This is a genomic window from Bradyrhizobium sp. WSM1743, from assembly GCF_000473065.1.
Lineage (GTDB): Bacteria > Pseudomonadota > Alphaproteobacteria > Rhizobiales > Xanthobacteraceae > Bradyrhizobium.
Window position 1 is genome coordinate 11823 of the sequence record NZ_AXAZ01000068.1, and the last position, 17077, is coordinate 28899.

Annotated in this window: 19 protein-coding genes; 17 read left to right on the forward strand and 2 right to left on the reverse strand. The window is 65.4% G+C overall.

The window, feature by feature from the left end:
- Window positions 1-14: 14 nt before the first annotated feature.
- The 9 genes from nagZ (at window position 15) to surE (ending at window position 7333) form a co-directional block, all read left to right on the forward strand.
- Window positions 15-1043 (forward strand): beta-N-acetylhexosaminidase, encoded by a 1029-nt coding sequence (gene nagZ / locus YU9_RS0130610; RefSeq protein ID WP_027576216.1) that lies wholly within the window; start codon window positions 15-17, stop codon window positions 1041-1043.
- The gene (locus tag YU9_RS0130615) at window positions 1040-1879 is read left to right on the forward strand and encodes a ScpA family protein (protein ID WP_025036467.1); all 840 of its coding nucleotides are present in this window, start codon (window positions 1040-1042) and stop codon (window positions 1877-1879) included. The genes nagZ and YU9_RS0130615 overlap by 4 nt, the downstream gene beginning before the upstream one ends.
- Window positions 1880-1900: 21 nt before the next feature.
- Window positions 1901-2653 carry an SMC-Scp complex subunit ScpB gene (gene scpB / locus YU9_RS0130620; RefSeq protein WP_027576217.1) on the forward strand — a complete coding sequence of 251 codons (753 nt, stop codon included), beginning with the start codon at window positions 1901-1903 and terminating at the stop codon, window positions 2651-2653.
- A 165-nt stretch (window positions 2654-2818) separates the two neighbouring features.
- Window positions 2819-3052, forward strand: coding sequence for a twin-arginine translocase TatA/TatE family subunit (locus tag YU9_RS0130625; protein ID WP_018642198.1), 234 nt, complete (start codon window positions 2819-2821; stop codon window positions 3050-3052).
- A gap of 87 nt (window positions 3053-3139) precedes the next feature.
- On the forward strand, window positions 3140-3634 hold the full coding sequence (gene tatB, locus YU9_RS0130630; protein ID WP_027576218.1) for a Sec-independent protein translocase protein TatB: 495 nt from the start codon (window positions 3140-3142) through the stop codon (window positions 3632-3634).
- The gene (tatC, locus tag YU9_RS0130635) at window positions 3631-4443 is read left to right on the forward strand and encodes a twin-arginine translocase subunit TatC (RefSeq protein ID WP_027576219.1); all 813 of its coding nucleotides are present in this window, start codon (window positions 3631-3633) and stop codon (window positions 4441-4443) included. Before tatB ends, tatC begins: the two co-directional genes overlap by 4 nt.
- A 198-nt stretch (window positions 4444-4641) precedes the next feature.
- A complete protein-coding gene (gene serS / locus YU9_RS0130640) occupies window positions 4642-5973 on the forward strand; it encodes a serine--tRNA ligase (protein WP_027576220.1) in 1332 nt (443 codons plus the stop codon).
- A gap of 121 nt (window positions 5974-6094) precedes the next feature.
- Window positions 6095-6457: a hypothetical protein gene (locus tag YU9_RS0130645; protein WP_027576221.1), complete on the forward strand. Its 363-nt coding sequence runs from the start codon at window positions 6095-6097 to the stop codon at window positions 6455-6457.
- A 108-nt stretch (window positions 6458-6565) separates the two neighbouring features.
- Window positions 6566-7333: a 5'/3'-nucleotidase SurE gene (gene surE / locus YU9_RS0130650; protein ID WP_027576222.1), complete on the forward strand. Its 768-nt coding sequence runs from the start codon at window positions 6566-6568 to the stop codon at window positions 7331-7333.
- 2 nt (window positions 7334-7335) lie between these two features.
- Here the strand turns inward: surE and YU9_RS0130655 are convergent, their stop codons facing one another.
- Window positions 7336-7707, reverse strand: coding sequence for a response regulator (locus tag YU9_RS0130655; RefSeq protein ID WP_027576223.1), 372 nt, complete (start codon window positions 7705-7707; stop codon window positions 7336-7338).
- A gap of 231 nt (window positions 7708-7938) precedes the next feature.
- On the opposite strand from YU9_RS0130655, the gene YU9_RS0130660 reads away from it, so the two are divergent.
- Window positions 7939-8589: a protein-L-isoaspartate(D-aspartate) O-methyltransferase gene (locus YU9_RS0130660; RefSeq protein WP_027576224.1), complete on the forward strand. Its 651-nt coding sequence runs from the start codon at window positions 7939-7941 to the stop codon at window positions 8587-8589.
- 109 nt (window positions 8590-8698) lie between these two features.
- Window positions 8699-10090: a LysM peptidoglycan-binding domain-containing M23 family metallopeptidase gene (locus YU9_RS0130665; RefSeq protein ID WP_027576225.1), complete on the forward strand. Its 1392-nt coding sequence runs from the start codon at window positions 8699-8701 to the stop codon at window positions 10088-10090.
- Window positions 10091-10240: 150 nt separating this feature from the next.
- Here the strand turns inward: YU9_RS0130665 and YU9_RS0130670 are convergent, their stop codons facing one another.
- The gene (locus tag YU9_RS0130670) at window positions 10241-11233 is read right to left on the reverse strand and encodes an ATP-binding protein (RefSeq protein ID WP_027576226.1); all 993 of its coding nucleotides are present in this window, start codon (window positions 11231-11233) and stop codon (window positions 10241-10243) included.
- A gap of 182 nt (window positions 11234-11415) precedes the next feature.
- On the opposite strand from YU9_RS0130670, the gene yajC reads away from it, so the two are divergent.
- From yajC to YU9_RS0130700, 6 genes are read left to right on the forward strand one after another with little or no spacing between them, the layout of a single operon-like run.
- On the forward strand, window positions 11416-11784 hold the full coding sequence (yajC, locus tag YU9_RS0130675) for a preprotein translocase subunit YajC (RefSeq protein ID WP_027576227.1): 369 nt from the start codon (window positions 11416-11418) through the stop codon (window positions 11782-11784).
- A 47-nt stretch (window positions 11785-11831) separates the two neighbouring features.
- Entirely contained in the window at window positions 11832-13436 is a 1605-nt protein-coding gene (gene secD, locus YU9_RS0130680; RefSeq protein WP_027576228.1) for a protein translocase subunit SecD, read from the forward strand.
- Window positions 13437-13446: 10 nt separating this feature from the next.
- Window positions 13447-14466, forward strand: coding sequence for a protein translocase subunit SecF (gene secF, locus YU9_RS0130685; protein ID WP_027576229.1), 1020 nt, complete (start codon window positions 13447-13449; stop codon window positions 14464-14466).
- A gap of 60 nt (window positions 14467-14526) precedes the next feature.
- Window positions 14527-14910, forward strand: a complete 384-nt coding sequence (locus YU9_RS0130690; RefSeq protein ID WP_027576230.1) for an Mth938-like domain-containing protein — start codon at window positions 14527-14529, stop codon at window positions 14908-14910.
- Complete coding sequence (locus YU9_RS0130695) at window positions 14907-15770, forward strand: phytoene/squalene synthase family protein (RefSeq protein WP_027576231.1); 864 nt, start codon at window positions 14907-14909, stop codon at window positions 15768-15770. Before YU9_RS0130690 ends, YU9_RS0130695 begins: the two co-directional genes overlap by 4 nt.
- A 45-nt stretch (window positions 15771-15815) precedes the next feature.
- Window positions 15816-17057, forward strand: coding sequence for a threonine ammonia-lyase (locus YU9_RS0130700; protein WP_027576232.1), 1242 nt, complete (start codon window positions 15816-15818; stop codon window positions 17055-17057).
- Window positions 17058-17077 lie beyond the last annotated feature (20 nt).

Below are 17077 nucleotides of genomic sequence, written 5' to 3' on the forward strand. Positions count from 1 at the left end.
GTTAATCGGCCGTTATGAGCACGCGGGCCTTCATTACCGGCGTATCCGGAACGGAACTGACCGCCGCTGAGCGGGAGTTTATCCGTGGCGAACGCCCATGGGGCTTTATCCTGTTCAAGCGCAACGTCGCGACACCGGCTCAAGTTGCTGCACTGGTTACGGAATTGCGGGTGGTGGCGGATGCTGCCGACGCGCCTGTCCTGATCGATCAGGAGGGCGGACGGGTGCAGCGGCTGGGCCCGCCGCACTGGCCGATCTATCCGCCGGGGGCCGTATTCGCGAATTTGTACGATACTGATTCGGCGCTCGGGCTCACTGCCGCACGCCTCAGTGCCCGGCTGATCGCGGCCGATCTCGCCGATCTCGGCATTACCGTGGACTGCCTGCCATTGGCTGACGTGCCGGTGCCGGGCGCTGACGCGGTCATCGGCAACCGGGCTTACGGCACGGAGCCGGGCAAGGTCGCGGCGATTGCGCGCGCGGTCACCGAGGGCTTGGAGCAGGGCGGCGTGCTGCCGGTGCTCAAGCACATTCCCGGTCATGGCCGGGCAACCGCCGACACCCACTTCAAGCTGCCGACCGTCGATACACCCCGGGACGAGCTGGAACGCACCGATTTCGCGGCGTTCAAGCCGCTTTCGGACCTGCCAATGGCCATGACTGCACATGTTGTGTTTAGCGCAGTCGACCCCGCCCATCCGGCGACGACATCTGCGACAATGATTGCTGACGTGATTCGCGGCGCAATCGAGTTCCAGGGTTTGTTAATGAGTGATGACGTGTCGATGAACGCGCTGTCGGGGAATATCGCCGAGCGGACCCGCGCCATCTTCGCGGCCGGCTGCGACGTGGCCCTGCATTGCAACGGCAATATCGAGGAGATGCGCGACGTCGCCGGCCAGACACCTGAACTGTCCGGCAGGGCATTGGAGCGGGCGAACGCCGCGCTCGCCGCACGCAAGCCGCCGCAGCCATTCGACCGCGTGGCCGCACGCGCCGAACTGGACGCATTGATCGCACGGGCAAACACGGCATCGGCATGACCGCAGAAATCCTATCGTTTGAAACCGGGCGGCCCGCAGAGCTCGCCGAGGGTGAGCCGGCGTTGGTGGTGGACGTCGAGGGCTATGAGGGCCCGCTCGACCTCCTGCTCGCACTGGCGCGGCAGCAGAAGGTCGACCTCGCCAAGATCTCGATCCTGGCGCTGGCCGACCAGTATCTCCACTTCATCGAAGCGGCGCGAAAGATTCGGCTGGAGCTTGCCGCCGACTACCTCGTCATGGCGGCCTGGCTTGCCTTCCTGAAGTCGCGCCTGCTGCTGCCGGAGCCGCCGAGTGCGGAAGGCCCGAGCGCGGAGCAGATGGCGACTGCGCTCGCCAACCGGCTGCGCCGGCTGGAAGCCATTCGCGAAGCTGCCAACCGGCTGATGAACAGGCCGCAATTGCAGCGCGACATCTTCCCGCGCGGCGAGCCCGAGCAGATCGCCGAGATCAAGCATCCGAAATACACGGCGACGCTCTACGACCTGCTCACGGCCTATGCCGCGCAGCGCCAGTCGCGCGTGCTGGCGAGCGTGCATCTGGCCAAACGCACGGTGTGGTCGCTTGCCGAAGCGCGCGCCACGCTGGAGCGGCTGGTCGGCAGCATCACCGAGCAGGACGATTGGGGCGTGCTCGACGACTTCCTGATCCGGCATGTCGCCGACCCGACGCAGCGCGCGACGGTGTTCGCCTCGAGCTTTGCCGCCGCGCTCGAACTGGTGCGCGAAGGTCAGCTCGAGCTGAACCAGAAAGAGGCGTTTGCGCCGATCTATTTCCGGAAGGGGCGCCCAAAACCGGTCCCGGACGCAGCTCCTGCGCCCGACGCGCCGGTCGCCTAAGTGCAAGAAGGAGAATCTGCCATGGCAAGCCTGGCTGAAGTGCGGATAGAAGAGGCCGAGCCGATGGAGAACGAATCCCAGGCACGTCCCGAGGAATTGCGGCTGCTGGAAGCGCTGCTGTTCGCTTCGAGTGAACCGCTGGATACGGCAACGCTGGCCAAGCGCATGCCCGAGGGCGTCGACGTCAAGGCTGCACTCGAGCAATTGCAGGCCGACTATGCCTCACGCGGCGTCAACCTCGTCCGCGTCGCCAACAAATGGACGTTCCGCACCGCCGGCGACCTCGCCTGGCTGATGACGCGGGAGAGCACCGAAACCCGGCGCCTGTCGCGCGCCGCGATCGAGGTGCTGGCGATCATCGCCTATCACCAGCCGGTGACACGAGCCGAGATCGAGGAGATCCGCGGTGTTGTCACCTCAAAGGGCACGCTCGACGTGCTGCTGGAGACCGGTTGGATCAAGCCGCGCGGCCGCCGCAAGACGCCCGGCCGTCCCTTGACCTTCGGAACCACCGAGGAATTCCTGTCGCAATTCACCCTGGAACAGCTCGGCGACCTGCCGGGCCTAGAAGAGCTGAAGGGCACGGGCCTCCTGGATTCGCGCCTGCCCACCGGATTTAGCGTGCCGACGCCGTCCGATGACCCGGCTCTGCGCGAGGACGAGGATCCCTTGGAACCGGGCGAGGACCTCGATCTCGCGCTAGCGCCTGCGGTCGAGCCCGAGACGTCTGAAGGCGGCAATGAGGGTGGCAGCGAAGGCGGAAGCGAGGAGTGACGCCCGTTCGTCTACGGGGCCCTGCGACCGGTTAACACTAGCAAAATTGCGTAGCGCCGACAGCGAATTGGCGCCGCCTTGGTCCTTGTTTTTAAGCCCTGCCAAGCCTAGGTTTCGGTGAAGATCGGCCGGGTCCCCGGCCATGCGCGTTTGGAGGGTTGCAGGATGGGTTCACTCAGCATTTGGCACTGGATCTTGGTGATCGCAGTGGTCCTGCTGCTGTTCGGCCGCGGCAAGATTTCGGATCTGATGGGCGACGTGGCGCAGGGCATCAAGGCGTTCAAGAAGGGCATGCAGGACGACGACAAGCCCGCCGAGAAGCCTGAGCCGGCCAAGTCGATCGAGCACAATGCTGCGCCGACCGCGGCACGGTCCGACGTCGGCAGCAAGGCCGTCTGAGCCAGAGAGCACGCGAGACACGGGTGGCGGCCCTGATCCTGCGCGCGAGGATTGGGCCGGCTCCGGCTGGCGTGAACGGAAGACCTCATGTTCGACATCGGGTGGAGTGAACTGGTCCTCATCGGGGTCGTGGCCCTGATTGCCATCGGCCCGAAAGAGCTGCCGGGCGTGCTGCGCATGGTCGGGCAGTGGATGGGCAAGGCCCGCAAGATGGCCGCCGAATTCCAGGGCCAATTCCAGGAAGCGATGCGCGAGGCCGAGATGGCCGACCTCAAGAAGAGCTTCGACGAGGTCAAGGAAGCCGCCACAGGGTTCAATCCGCTGACCTCGCTCCAGAAGGACGTCAGCGACGCGCTCCGCGTCGATGCGCTGGACAAGCCGGCAGAGACGTCGGCCGCCACCGCCGTCGAACCGCCGGCGACGCCAACCACTCCGGAGGCGCCGACGCCCGAGACCTTCGTCGAAGCCGAGGCGCATGAGGCCGTGAACGAGCCGCTTGCCATCACCCGTGAGGTCGAGCAGGCAAAGGTCGCGCAGGACACCGCGCCATCCGAGGCGATCAAGGACGCCAAAGCGTCATGACCGACGCCGATATCGAAGCCAGCAAAGCCCCTCTGATGGACCATCTGATCGAGCTGCGCTCGCGGCTGATCAAGGCGTTGCTGGGTTTTGGCGTTGCCTTCATCTTCTGCTTCTTCTTCGCCAAGCAGATCTACAACGTGCTGGTCTGGCCGTTCGTGTGGGTCGCAGGTCCCGAGAATTCCAAGTTCATCTACACGGCGCTGCTGGAATATTTCATCACCCAGCTCAAGCTCGCGCTGTTCGGCGCCGGCTTCATCTCATTCCCGATCGTGGCGACGCAGATCTACAAGTTCGTCGCCCCCGGTCTCTACAAGCACGAGAAGCAGGCCTTCCTGCCGTACCTGGTCGCGACCCCGTTCTTCTTCGTGCTGGGCGCGGCGCTGGTCTATTTCGTCGTGCTGCCGATGCTGGTCCGCTTCTCGCTCGGCATGCAGCAGGCCGGCAGCGACGAGACCGCGCAGATCCAGCTCTTGCCCAAGGTCGGCGAATATCTGTCGCTGATGATGTCGCTGATCTTCGCCTTCGGCATCGCCTTCCAGCTCCCGGTGATCCTGACGCTGCTCGGCCGCATCGGCATCGTGACCTCGAAAATGCTGCGCGAGAAGCGCCGCTACTTCATCGTGATCGCCTTCGTGATCGCGGCCGTGCTGACGCCGCCCGACGTGCTCAGCCAGTGCTCGCTGGCAATCCCCTTGCTGGCGCTGTACGAGGGCTCGATCATCGCGGTGGCGATGGTGGAGAAGAAGGCGGCGGCTTCATCGCAAGCCACCGGCACCGACGTATCGACGCCGGCCAAGCCGGCGGAGTAGGGCACCCCATTCTCCGCCGTCATTCCCCGCGAAGGCGGGGAATCCAGTACGCCGCGGCCCCTCGGAGAATCACTCCCGTCTCTGGAATACTGGATCGCCCGCTTTCGCGGGCGATGACAGAGTGCTAGGGGAGGACGCGCCGATGTAAGTTGTCAACATAAACGTTGACTATTTACGCGCTGATCCAGGACCACAGCCATGCACGACATCAAATCGATCCGCGACAATCCGCAAGCCTTTGACGCCGGCCTCGCACGGCGCGGTTTGAAGCCGATGTCGGCCTCGCTGCTCGCGATCGACGAGAGGCGGCGTGCGGCGATTCTGGCTTCGGAGCAGGCGCAGGCGCGGCGCAATGCGGCGTCCAAGGAGATCGGCGACGCCAAGAAGGCCAAGGACGAGGCGCGTGCGGCGAAGCTGATGGCTGAAGTCGCCGACCTCAAGACGACGATGCCGGAGCTCGAAGCGGCTGCGAAAGCCGCCGACGATGAGCTGACGAAAGAGCTGTCCGCGATCCCGAACATTCCGTTCGACGAAGTGCCTGATGGGGTCGACGAGCACGGCAATGTCCAGCACCACGTGTTCGGCAACAAGCGCAACTACAGCTTCGCGCCAAAACTGCATGACGATCTCGGCACCGCACTCGGCTACATGGATTTCGAGGCGGCGGCAAAACTCTCCGGCGCGCGCTTCGTCGTGCTGAAGAAGGGGCTTGCAAGGCTTGAACGTGCGATCGGCCAGTTCATGCTGGACCTGCACACCAATGAGCACGGCTACACCGAGATCAACCCGCCGCTGCTGGTGCGTAACGAGGTGATGTTCGGCACCGGGCAATTGCCGAAGTTCGAGGACGATCAGTTCTGGGCGATCAAGGGCGAGCTGCTCGCCTCGCCCGATCACGAGCGGCTCAAGACCGAGCGCCTCGGCCTCATCCCGACCGCTGAAGTGTCGCTCACCAATCTCGCGCGCGAATCCATCCTCGACGAGAAGCAATTGCCGATGCGCCTTACCGCGCTGACGCCCTGCTTCCGCGCCGAGGCCGGCGCCGCCGGGCGCGATACCCGTGGCATGATCCGCCAGCATCAGTTCACCAAGGTCGAGCTGGTCTCGATCACGACGCCGGAAACGAGCAAGGACGAGCTGGAGCGGATGCTGGCTTGTGCGGAGGAAGTGCTGCGCCAGCTCGACCTGCATTATCGCGTGATGACGCTCTGCGCAGGGGATATGGGCTTCTCGTCGCAAAAAACCTACGACATCGAGGTCTGGATGCCCGGGCAGGGCGACGGCGGCATGTTCCGCGAGATCTCGAGCTGCTCGGTCTGCGGCGATTTCCAGGCGCGGCGCATGGATGCGCGCTCGCGCGGACCCGACGGCAAGCCGCGCTTCGTGCACACGCTGAACGGCTCCGGCACCGCCGTCGGCCGCGCGCTGATCGCGGTGATGGAGACCTATCAGCAGGAGGACGGCTCGATCGCGGTCCCCGACGTGCTCCAGCCCTATATGGGCGGGCTGAAGGTGATCGGGCGCGACTAAAGCGTTTTCCCGCGAAGTGGGCACCGGTTCGCGTCCGAAAACGCGGCATGACGAGAATCGCGTTGCGAAGATCGGGCGGCCCGCTATCCTGCCGGCCCTCTCAACGCGAACCCCACCGTTCATGGCCTTGCACCGCGACATCTTCTGGGTCGGCCGACAATGGGCGGTGACGGGTGCCGGGATCCAGGCCATCGATCAGCGCCTGCGCGGCGTGCTCGACATCGAGATCGCGCGCCTCTGGGACGACGATCTCGTGCAGAGCCGACGGGCCAAGCCCGGAGTCAACGCTGCGGATTTCGACAAGGCGCTAACGGTGGCGCGCGAACGCTTTCCGCAGGCACCGAGCTCCGACCCGTTCGTCGCGCAGCTGGAGGCGCTCGGCGTCATCGAGGCTCCCGTCGAGAGTCCAGTCGTGCCGGCGATGCAACTGCGTGCGGAGGGCCGGCTCGCGCGCTTCCTGCCGCAATGGCGCATTCGCCGCTAGCGGGACCGGGCCGGGAACCTGCGGCTGGACCGCAATTGTCCGGTTTGCCTGATCGGCCCTAGCCGGATAAGACGGCTCGGACCCGCATTCAGGAATCGAACCTTTCGCATGCGCATTCTCTGCACCAATGACGACGGCATCCACGCCCCCGGCCTCAAGGTCGTGGAGGAGATCGCGCGCGCCTTGTCGGACGACGTCTGGGTAGTGGCGCCCGAGCTCGACCAGTCCGGCGTGTCGCACTCGCTGTCGCTGAACGATCCCTTGCGCCTGCGCGAGGTCGGCCCGCGCCACTTCGCCGTGCGCGGCACGCCGACGGACTGCGTCATTATGGGGGCCCGCCATATCCTGGGTGCCAAGCTGCCCGATGTCGTGCTGTCCGGCGTCAACAAGGGCCGCAACGTCGCCGAGGACGTCGTCTATTCCGGCACCATTGCCGGCGCGTTGGAGGGCACCATCTTGGGGTTACCGTCATTCGCGCTGTCGCAGGAGTTCAGCGTCGAGACCCGCGAACGGCCGCCGTGGGACACCGCGCGCAAATTCGGGCCCGACATCCTGCGCAAGGTGATCGCCGCCGGCGTTCCGAAGGATACCGTCATCAACGTCAACTTCCCGTCCTGCCCACCGGAGGATGTGCTGGGCATCCGCGTCACACGCCAAGGCAAGCGCAATCTCGGCTTCCTCAGGATCGACGAGCGCAAGGACGGCCGCGGCAATCCCTATTTCTGGATCGGCTTCGAACGCACCGCGATGCTCGATACGCCTGCCGACGGCACCGATCTCGCGGCGCTGCGCGAGCGCTACGTCTCGGTCACTCCGCTCAGGCTCGACCGCACCGACGAAGCATTTTCGGAAGAGCTGGGCCTCATACTGAAATAGGGTTAGCCGCCGCGAAGCGCGGCTTCGATGGTCTTGCCGAGCGCGTCGAGCTGAAACGGCTTTTGGAGCGCCGGCCGGTCGCGGTACTGTTCGGGCAGGCCGGAGGAGCCGTACCCGGTGGCGAAGATGAACGGGCAGCCCTTCGCCATGATGACATCGGCCACTGGCGAAATGACCTTGCCGTTGACGTTGACGTCCAGAATGGCGAGGTCGAACTCGGTGGATTGCGCAAGCCGCATGGCCTCGGTGATGTCGCCCGCCTCGGCGGCAACCTTGTAGCCGAGCTCCTCCAGCATGTCCGCGACCATCATTCTGATCATGACCTCGTCCTCGACGAGGAAAACAGAGCGGCCCGAAAGCCCTGTCGCAGTCATAGGTGAGTCCTTGCCCATTCTCGCGAACGTTCGCAGATAACGATAAGCGACGCAATGCGCGTTTCGGCGAACCCAAACCTGCAAATGGCTTAGCGCGTTGATAGCCCGATTGTGGTCAAATGCTGCGCCGAAAGGCTATCATGAGTTCCTGAGCTGGAACAAGATTCTCGTCTCGGATTCTTGCGGTGCAGTACGGCGATCCGCCAGACGAGATCAACAACAGCAGCAGCAATGACGTCCCATCAGCACCCGCCGGCAAAGATGATGTTTCAGCTGACGCTGAGGCGTCGGGGCATCAGCGATCAGGCCGTGCTGCGGACCATGGAGGAGGTGCCGCGCGAGCTTTTCGTCGACGAGGCCGATCGCGACAGTGCCTATCGCGATAGCGCGCTGCCGATCGCCTGTGGGCAGACCATCAGCCAGCCCTTCGTCGTCGCCTATATGACCGAGCAGCTTCAGCTCCAGAAGCAGCACCGCGTGCTCGAGATCGGCACTGGCTCCGGCTACCAGGCGGCCGTGCTGTCGCGGCTCGCCGGCCAGGTGCTGACCGTCGAGCGCTATCGCAAGCTCGCCGACACGGCCCGCGCCCGGCTCGAAAAGCTCGATTGTCACAATGTCGAGGTGATGCTCGGCGACGGTCTCAACCTGCCTCCCAATATCGGCCCGTTCGATCGCATCATCGTCACCGCCGCGATGGAGCAGATTCCGGAGAACCTGGTCGAGCGGCTGGAGGTCGGGGGCATCCTGATCGCCCCCGTCGGCCCACATCAGGGCGTTCAGACGCTGACCCGCCTGACCCGCAGCGAAACCGGGATCGAGCGTAAGGAACTCGTCGAGGTCCGCTTCGTGCCGGCACTGCCCGGCGTGGCGCGGGAGCTGTAGAATCCCGGATCAGCTGCGCCGCCAACATCTTATTGGGAGGGTTAAGCCGTTATTTACTCGGCGCGTGTTTACTTAAAACACCAGTTCTGTTGCGTACGAGTGAGTAACCATGTCCGCTGTCGCCGAGTTGCTTTACTCGCGCCGCGTGCCGCAGGTCGCGGTGCTGGCGCTGATCTCCTTCAGCTTTGCAGGGTGCAGCGCCGACATGTCGTCGCGGCTGTCCCAGTCAAATTTTTCCAATCCCTTCGCTTCCGAACAAACGGGATCGGTGCAGCAAGCGCCGCCGCCGCAGCGTGAGCTGCCGCAATATGCGCGGCCGCAAACGCAGCCCGGCTACTATCAGTCGCAGCCCTTGCCGCCGCCGGCGGTGTCCGCGCCGCAATCCTATCCGGTTGCCTCTGGCGGCGGCGTGTCCGGTGGCGGGCGCGGCGTCAGCTCCTATGCGCCCCCGGCGCAGCCGCACCTGGAGACCACGGCCACCGTGCCGCCGCGCTCGGTTGCGGCCGCCCAGCCGGCCGGCGGGACCAAGATCATCGTCGGCACCAGCGATACGCTCGACGTGCTCGCCAAGCGCTATCACGTCACGCCGCAGGCGATCCTTGCCGCCAATGGCTACAAGGGCCCGCGGGCGCTCTCGCCCGGCCAGCAGCTGATCATCCCGCATCCGGCGACGGCGGCCGCAGCCCCCGCGTCGGCGCCCGTCGCGGCGGCGCCTGCGGCGAAGCCGGTTGCTGCGGTTGCTGCGGTTGCTGCACCGTCGAGCACCCACTTCGTCAATGCCGGCGACACGCTCGCCAGCATCGCCCGCAAGAACCATATCTCGGCGGCTGAGCTCGCCCGTGCCAACGGTCTTGATCCGTCTGCAAAACTCAAGCTCGGCACCAAGCTGACCGTACCCGGCGCGAAAACCGCGGCCGTCGCGGCGCCGGTTGCTGCGGCTCCGGTCGGGGCTGCTCCGGTGGCCGGAACGCTCCAGCCCGTAGCGGCTGCTCCGGCCCCCGCCACCAAGATGGCCGCTGCTGCCGCACCCGTGCAGAGCGCGCGTCTGGCTCAGGCCACGGCCAATGTCGAAGAGAAGCCCGCGGAGACGCCGGCGAAGGCCGCGGAGGCCACCGGCGCGCTGCCGACCTTCCGCTGGCCGGTGCGCGGCAAGGTGGTCACGAGCTACGGCGCCAAGACCAATGGCAAGTCCAATGACGGCATCAATCTCGCGGTGCCCGAGGGGACACCGGTCAAGGCGGCTGAAGACGGCGTCGTCGCCTATTCCGGCAACGAGCTGAAAGGTTACGGCAATCTGGTCCTGGTTCGGCACTCCAACGGCTACGTCACCGCATATGCCCATGCGAGTGAGCTGTTGGTGAAGCGCGGCGATACCATCAAGCGCGGCCAGGTCATTGCCAAGTCGGGTCAATCCGGGGAGGTGGCGTCGCCGCAGCTCCACTTCGAGATCCGCAAGGGATCGAGCCCGGTTGACCCGCTTCAGTTCCTGAATGGGGCGTGAGGCCCACGTAGCCTCCGCACGAACGGTGTCGTCGCCCGGCTTGACCGGGCGACCCAGTACGCCGCGGCCTCTCGATCGATCATAACTGTCTCGTACTGGATTCCCCGCTTTCGCGGGGAATGACAGTTGTGGGCGAGGAGACAGCTCCCGCTACTGCGCCATCAGCTTCACGCCGAGCCGTCCCGCCAGCTCCTGCACGAACTGCCAGGCAACACGGCCCGAGCGCGAGCCGCGCGTTGTGGACCATTCGAGCGCTTCGCGCTCCAGCGCCTCGTCGTCGATGTCGATGCCGAAATGGCTGCAATAGCCGCGCACCATGGCGAGGTATTCGTCCTGGCTACAGCGGTGAAAGCCGAGCCAGAGGCCGAAGCGATCCGACAGCGAGACCTTCTCCTCGACCGCTTCGCCGGGATTGATCGCGGTCGACCGCTCGTTCTCGATCATCTCGCGCGCCAGCAGATGGCGGCGATTGGAGGTGGCGTAGAGGATGACGTTCTCGGGCCGGCCTTCGATGCCGCCTTCGAGCACGGCCTTGAGCGACTTGTACGAGGCATCGTTGCCGTCGAAGGAGAGGTCGTCGCAGAACACGATGAAGCGGAAGGAGGAGGCCCGCAGCCGCTCCATCAATGCCGGCAGGCTCTCGATGTCCTCGCGGTGGATCTCGATCAGCTTGAGCTTGTCGGCCGGTTTGCGCTCCGTGTTGATGCTGGCATGCGTTGCCTTCACCAGCGACGACTTGCCCATGCCGCGCGCCCCCCAGAGCAGGGCGTTGTTGGCCGGCAGGCCATTGGCGAAGCGCTCGGTGTTCTCCATCAGGATGTCGCGCATCCTGTCGACGCCCTTCAGCAGAAACAGCTCGACGCGGCTGACCCGCGGCACGGCCGCAAGGCGCCCGTCGGGGTGCCAGACATAGGCATCCGCCCGCTCGAACGACTCGGCCTCGACCGCCGGCTTGCCCCGGGCGGAGAGGTGCGCCGCGATAGTCTCCAGCGCGCGGACGATGCGCTCCTGGGAGAGGTCCGGGGCCGAATTGGCGATGGCTTTGGAGGCTGCCGTGGGGCGTTTTGCCGCGACGCGGGCGGGCTTGCTGGCAGGGGTGCGGGGGCCTTTGCCGGCCGGGCTTTTGCTATGGTTTTTGGGCATGTCCGAAGTTCCTGAGAACGCAGCCTTATCGGGCCTCACGGCGCGCCGCAAGGTGGCCCAAAAGGACGGTCTGGCAGCGTTGCAATTGGGGCAATGGCCGCTATAGTCCGCGCGAATTTGACCGAACCGGTCGCCCCTGAGGGCCTGACCGGCTTTCCCCCGTTCTCACGAGGATCGTCCGAATGCTGATTACCCCTGCGTATGCCCAGGCCGCGGGCGCCGGTGACACCAACAGCATGTTGATGTCGCTGCTGCCGTTCGCCCTGATCTTCGTGATCATGTACTTCCTGATTCTGCGTCCGCAGCAGAAGAAGGTGCGCGACCACGCCGAGCTCGTGAAGAACATCCGCCGCGGCGACACCGTCGTGACCTCGGGTGGCCTCGTCGGCAAGGTTACCAAGGTGGTCGACGACGACCAGATTGAGTTCGAGATTTCCGACGGCGTGCGCGTGCGGCAGATGCGCCAGATGATCTCGGGCGTGCGCGCCAAGGGCGAGCCGGCCAAAGAAAGCTCGAAGGAAAGCGCCAAGGACGACACCGCGGCGAAGTGAGCGCTTCACCGCGAGTCTCAAGTCTCCTGATCTGACAGGTCCAGTCGATGTTGTATTTCACGCGGTGGAGGGCGCTCGGGATTATCCTGACGGCGCTGATCGTGTGCCTCTGCGCGGTCCCCAACTTCTTCCCCGAGGCGCAGGTCAAGACCTGGCCCGCCTGGGCGCAACGCCGGCTCGTGCTCGGCCTCGACCTCCAGGGCGGCTCCTATCTGCTGCTCGAGGTCGACTCCGCGTATGTGAAGAAGGAGCGGCTGGACCAGATCCGCGACGACGTTCGCCGGACGCTGCGCGACGCCAAGATCGGCTTCACCGGTGGCGTCACCGTGCGCAACGACGCCGTCGAGGTTCGCATCACCAAGGAGACCGATGCGCAAGCCGCACTCGCCAAGCTGCGGGAGCTGTCCCAGCCGCTGGGTGGCCTCATGGGATCCAGCGGTCAGCGCGACCTTGAGGTGGCTGATGCCGGCGGCGGTGTGATCCGCCTGAGCATCCCGCAAGCCGCGATGCTCGACCGCATGCGCAAGACCATCGAGCAGTCGATCCAGATCGTTGAACGCCGCGTCAACGAGCTCGGCACCGTCGAGCCCGTCATCCAGCGCCAGGGCAACGACCGCATCCTCGTGCAGGTCCCGGGTCTCCAGGACCCGACGCGCCTGAAGGAGCTGCTGGGCAAGACCGCGAAGATGGAATTCCGCATGGTCGACACCTCCGTGCCGCCGGATCAGGCGCAAGCGGGCAGGTTGCCGCCGGAATCCGAGCTGCTGATGAGCGCATCGCCGCCGCCCACGCCCTACGTGGTCAAGAAGCAGGTGCTGGTCGCCGGCGGCGACCTGACCGACGCCCAGGCGAGCTTCGACCAGCGAACGGGTGAGCCGGTCGTCAGCTTCAAGTTCAACACCTCGGGCGCGCGCAAGTTCTCGCAGGCCACGCAGGAGAACGTCGGGCTGCCGTTCGCGATCGTCCTCGACAACAAGGTGATCTCGGCGCCGGTGATCCGCGAGCCGATCACCGGCGGCCAGGGCCAGATCTCCGGCAGCTTCACCGTGCAATCGGCCAACGACCTCGCGATCCTCTTGCGCGCCGGCGCGCTGCCGGCGCCGCTCACGGTGGTCGAGGAGCGCACCGTTGGTCCGGGCCTCGGCCAGGATTCAATCGAGAAGGGCGAGCTTGCGGCCTATGTCGGCTCGATCCTCGTCATCGTGTTCATGCTCGTGACCTACCGGCTCTTTGGCGTGTTCGCCAATATCGCCGTGGCCATCAACGTCGCCATGATCTTTGGCCTGCTGTCGCTGCTCAATGCCACGCTGACGCTGCCCGGCATCGCCGGCATCGTGCTCACCGTCGGCATCGCGGTCGACTCCAACGTGCTGATCTACGAGCGCATCCGTGAGGAGCTGCGCGGCGGCCGCAACGCGATCTCGGCGATCGACGCCGGATTCAAGCGGGCGCTGGCGACCATTCTCGATTCCAACATCACCACCTTCATTGCCGCCGCGGTGCTGTTCTACATCGGCACCGGCCCGGTGCGCGGCTTTGCCGTGACGCTCGGCATCGGCATCATCACCACGGTGTTCACCGCCTTCACCCTGACCCGGCTGATCGTCGCCTGGTGGGTGCGGTGGAAGCGGCCGCAGAGCGTGCCGATCTAGGAGCCTGATCGTGATTCACACCGTTCTCATCGGGCTCGGCGTCCTCATTGCCATCCTCACCGTGGTCGCGGCCTTCGGCCTGTTGCCGTCGCTGCGCATTGTTCCGGACAATACGCATTTCGACTTCACGCGCTTCCGCCGGATCAGCTTCCCGATCTCGGCCGCGCTATCGATCGTTGCGATCACGCTGTTCTTCACCCACGGCTTGAACCTCGGCATCGACTTCAAGGGCGGCACGCTGCTGGAGGTGAAGGCGAAGTCCGGCACCGCCGACATCGCGGCGATGCGCACCAAGCTCGACGCCCTCGGTCTTGGCGAAATCCAGTTGCAGCAGTTTGGTGGCCCCGAGAACGTCCTGATCCGTGTTGCGGAACAGCCGGGTGGCGACGCCGCACAGCAGGCAGCCCTGCAGAAGCTTCGTGGCGCGCTCGGCGACACCGTCGACATTCAGCGCACCGAGGTGCTCGGTCCGCGCGTCGCCGGCGAGCTCTTGGCCTACGGCATGCTGGGCCTGATGCTCGCGATCGTCGCCATCCTGATCTATCTCTGGTTCCGGTTCGAATGGCAGTTCGCGCTGGGCGCAATGATCGCCAACGTGCACGACATCGTGCTCACGATCGGCTTCATGTCGATCAGCCAGGTCGATTTCGACCTGACCAGCATCGCGGCGCTCCTGACGATTCTCGGCTATTCGCTCAACGACACCGTCGTCATCTACGACCGCATCCGCGAAATGCTGCGGCGCTACAAGAAGATGCCGATGCCGCAGCTGCTCAATGAGTCCATCAACTCGACGCTGTCGCGCTCGATCATCACCCACGTCACGGTGACGCTGGCACTGCTCGCGCTGCTGCTGTTCGGCGGCCACGCCATCCACAGCTTCACGGCGGTGATGATGTTCGGCGTGGTGCTGGTCGGCACCTACACCTCGATCTTCATTGCGGCCCCGATCCTGATCTACCTCGGCGTCGGCGAACATCGCGAAGATGCGCCCGATACGGATACGCCGGCGAAGAAAAGCAAGGCATGATCCGAACCTCATGCCCTCGCAGGAGTTTGCGAGGGCAGTAAGCCCATTCGGACGAAGCTCATGGCCGGCGATCCCAACGCTCCGCATTTCCCGCGCTCGGCGCCAATCGATGCTTATGGCAAGGGCGGCTTCGCCTTTGCAGGCATGTCGCATCGGGGATCGCTGCTCTGCCTGCCGGACGCGATCTGGGCGTGGGACGTGACGGACCCCCAGAAGATCGACCGCTATTCGCTGGATCGCGTCTTCGCGGCCGCTAACAGCATCGACACGCTCCTGGTCGGCACCGGAACCGGGTTGTGGCTGCCGCCGCCGGAGCTGCGTCAGGCGCTCAAGGCGGTGAGGGTGGTGCTGGACACGATGCAGACCGGCCCCGCTGTGCGGACCTACAACATCATGATCGGCGAGCGGCGGCGCGTGGCCGCTGCGCTGATCGCCGTGCCATGAGCAGCCCCGGGTCGCCGCCGGACTCCGTTGCCTTCTGCGCCGATCTCGTGCGCAGCCATGACTTTCCGCGCTACGCCGCGACCCTGTTCGCGCCCGCTGCCGAGCGCCGCGCGTTGCTGGCGCTGTATGCCTTCAACGTCGAGATCGTCCGCGTTCGCGACCAGGTGAGCCAGCCCTTGCCTGGTGAGATCCGCCTGCAATGGTGGACCGATATGCTGTCGGGCCATGTCCATGGCAGCGCCGAGGGCAATCCCGTGGCGGCCGAGCTGCTCCGCGCTGTCAGGGATTTCGACCTGCCGGTCGAGCCGTTGTCGCTGCTTGCCGAGGAGCACCAGTTCGATCTCTACAACGACCCGATGCCGACCATGGCCGCGCTGGAGGGGTATCTGGCGGCGACCTCGTCGGCGCTGTTCGGTTTGGCGGCGCAGGTTTTGGGACCCCCCTCGGAGGTGGTCGAGCATCTCGCCCGCCATGCCGGGCTGGCGCAGGGCCTCGTGCAGGTCGTCGCCAATTTGCCGTGGGATGCCGCGCACCGGCAGCTATTCTTGCCGCAGCAAGTGCTCGAGAAGCACAATTGCAGCATGGAGGATGTTTTCGCCGGCAAGGAGACATCCGATCTCCATGCAGTGCTGGAGCAGCTTGCCGGTGAAGCCCGGCAGCATATGACGGCAGCTTCGTCGCTGCTGGCGCAGGTAGCGCCGTCGGTGCGGCCGGCGTTTCTGCCGCTGAGCCAGGCGCAGGCCGATCTCAAGCGCCTGTCGCGCCCGGGACGCAATCCGTTCACGCTGCAGCCATCGTCGCGGCTGCGCACGCTCTGGACACTGTGGCGCGCCTCGCGATCACGTGAATTTACCAAATAGAGGCTGGCTTATCGCCTGAGCCGGCCAAATGCTCTATGCTGGCCTATGGCTGACTTGTCCCAAAGCACGTCCGATCTCAGCGGCTTTCCGGTCGCACCAAGTGACATTCATGCCGCCGCCGAGACCATCCAGGGCGCCGTCGTCGAGACGCCCTGCAACTACAGCCGCACGCTGAGCAGCATCTGCGGCTGCGACATCTGGCTCAAATTCGAGAACCTCCAGTTCACCTCCTCGTTCAAGGAGCGCGGCGCGCTCAACAGGCTCACCGCACTGATGCCGGAAGAGCGCACGCGTGGCGTGATCGCAATGTCCGCCGGTAACCACGCGCAGGGCGTCGCCTATCACGCCAGGCGGCTCGGCATTCCCGCCACCATTGTCATGCCGATCGGCACGCCCATGGTGAAGATCGAGAACACCAGGCACCACGGCGCCGAGGTGGTGGTCACGGGCGCGACGCTGGAAGAGGCGGCCGCCTTTGCGCGCATCCACGGTGAAGCGCACGGCATGATTTTCATCCATCCTTACGATGATCCGCTCGTCATCGCCGGGCAGGGCACGATCGGGCTGGAAATGCTCAAGGCGGTCCCGGAGCTCGATACGCTGGTCGTCCCGATCGGCGGCGGCGGGCTGATCAGCGGCATTGCCATTGCCGCGAAATCGATCAAGCCGTCGCTGCGGATATTGGGCGTCGAGGCCTGGCTCTATCCCTCGATGTACAACGCCATCCATGACGGCAATCTGCCGGCGCGCGGCGACACGCTGGCCGAGGGCATCGCGGTGAAAACGCCAGGCAAGATCACCACTGAGATCGTCCGCCGCCTCGTCAACGACATTGCGCTCGTCAACGAAGCCGAGCTCGAGCGCGCGGTCGCGACCCTGATCTCGATCGAGAAGACGGTTGTCGAGGGCGCCGGCGCCGCCGGCCTCGCCGCACTGATGTCCGATCCGTCACGCTTTGCCGGCCAGAAGGTCGGCCTGGTGCTGAGCGGAGGCAATATCGACACGCGGCTGATCGCCTCCGTCCTCACCCGCGAGCTTGCGCGCGAGGGGCGGCTGACCCAGCTCTCGCTCGATATTCCTGATCGCCCCGGGCAGCTGGCCGCCGTGGCGGCGCTGCTGGCCGAAGCCGGCGCCAACATCATTGAGGTCTCGCACCAGCGGACCTTCTCCGACCTTCCGGCCAAGGCGACGCTGCTGCAGTTGGTCATCGAGACCCGTGACAGCGCGCATCTCAACGAGGTCATGGCGAGGCTCAGCGCATCAGGACTGAGCGCGCGCTGCACCTGAGCTTGTACGCGTATGGACCG

What these genes read in the sequence shown, in the direction of transcription:
- nagZ (WP_027576216.1), top strand. Translation starts at nt 15, where the DNA reads ATGAGCACGCGGGCCTTCATTACCGGCGTATCCGGAACGGAACTGACC.
- YU9_RS0130615 (WP_025036467.1), top strand. Translation starts at nt 1,040, where the DNA reads ATGACCGCAGAAATCCTATCGTTTGAAACCGGGCGGCCCGCAGAGCTC.
- scpB (WP_027576217.1), top strand. Translation starts at nt 1,901, where the DNA reads ATGGCAAGCCTGGCTGAAGTGCGGATAGAAGAGGCCGAGCCGATGGAG.
- YU9_RS0130625 (WP_018642198.1), top strand. Translation starts at nt 2,819, where the DNA reads ATGGGTTCACTCAGCATTTGGCACTGGATCTTGGTGATCGCAGTGGTC.
- tatB (WP_027576218.1), top strand. Translation starts at nt 3,140, where the DNA reads ATGTTCGACATCGGGTGGAGTGAACTGGTCCTCATCGGGGTCGTGGCC.
- tatC (WP_027576219.1), top strand. Translation starts at nt 3,631, where the DNA reads ATGACCGACGCCGATATCGAAGCCAGCAAAGCCCCTCTGATGGACCAT.
- serS (WP_027576220.1), top strand. Translation starts at nt 4,642, where the DNA reads ATGCACGACATCAAATCGATCCGCGACAATCCGCAAGCCTTTGACGCC.
- YU9_RS0130645 (WP_027576221.1), top strand. Translation starts at nt 6,095, where the DNA reads ATGGCCTTGCACCGCGACATCTTCTGGGTCGGCCGACAATGGGCGGTG.
- surE (WP_027576222.1), top strand. Translation starts at nt 6,566, where the DNA reads ATGCGCATTCTCTGCACCAATGACGACGGCATCCACGCCCCCGGCCTC.
- YU9_RS0130655 (WP_027576223.1), bottom strand. Translation starts at nt 7,707, where the DNA reads ATGACTGCGACAGGGCTTTCGGGCCGCTCTGTTTTCCTCGTCGAGGAC.
- YU9_RS0130660 (WP_027576224.1), top strand. Translation starts at nt 7,939, where the DNA reads ATGACGTCCCATCAGCACCCGCCGGCAAAGATGATGTTTCAGCTGACG.
- YU9_RS0130665 (WP_027576225.1), top strand. Translation starts at nt 8,699, where the DNA reads ATGTCCGCTGTCGCCGAGTTGCTTTACTCGCGCCGCGTGCCGCAGGTC.
- YU9_RS0130670 (WP_027576226.1), bottom strand. Translation starts at nt 11,233, where the DNA reads ATGCCCAAAAACCATAGCAAAAGCCCGGCCGGCAAAGGCCCCCGCACC.
- yajC (WP_027576227.1), top strand. Translation starts at nt 11,416, where the DNA reads ATGCTGATTACCCCTGCGTATGCCCAGGCCGCGGGCGCCGGTGACACC.
- secD (WP_027576228.1), top strand. Translation starts at nt 11,832, where the DNA reads ATGTTGTATTTCACGCGGTGGAGGGCGCTCGGGATTATCCTGACGGCG.
- YU9_RS0130690 (WP_027576230.1), top strand. Translation starts at nt 14,527, where the DNA reads ATGGCCGGCGATCCCAACGCTCCGCATTTCCCGCGCTCGGCGCCAATC.
- YU9_RS0130695 (WP_027576231.1), top strand. Translation starts at nt 14,907, where the DNA reads ATGAGCAGCCCCGGGTCGCCGCCGGACTCCGTTGCCTTCTGCGCCGAT.
- YU9_RS0130700 (WP_027576232.1), top strand. Translation starts at nt 15,816, where the DNA reads ATGGCTGACTTGTCCCAAAGCACGTCCGATCTCAGCGGCTTTCCGGTC.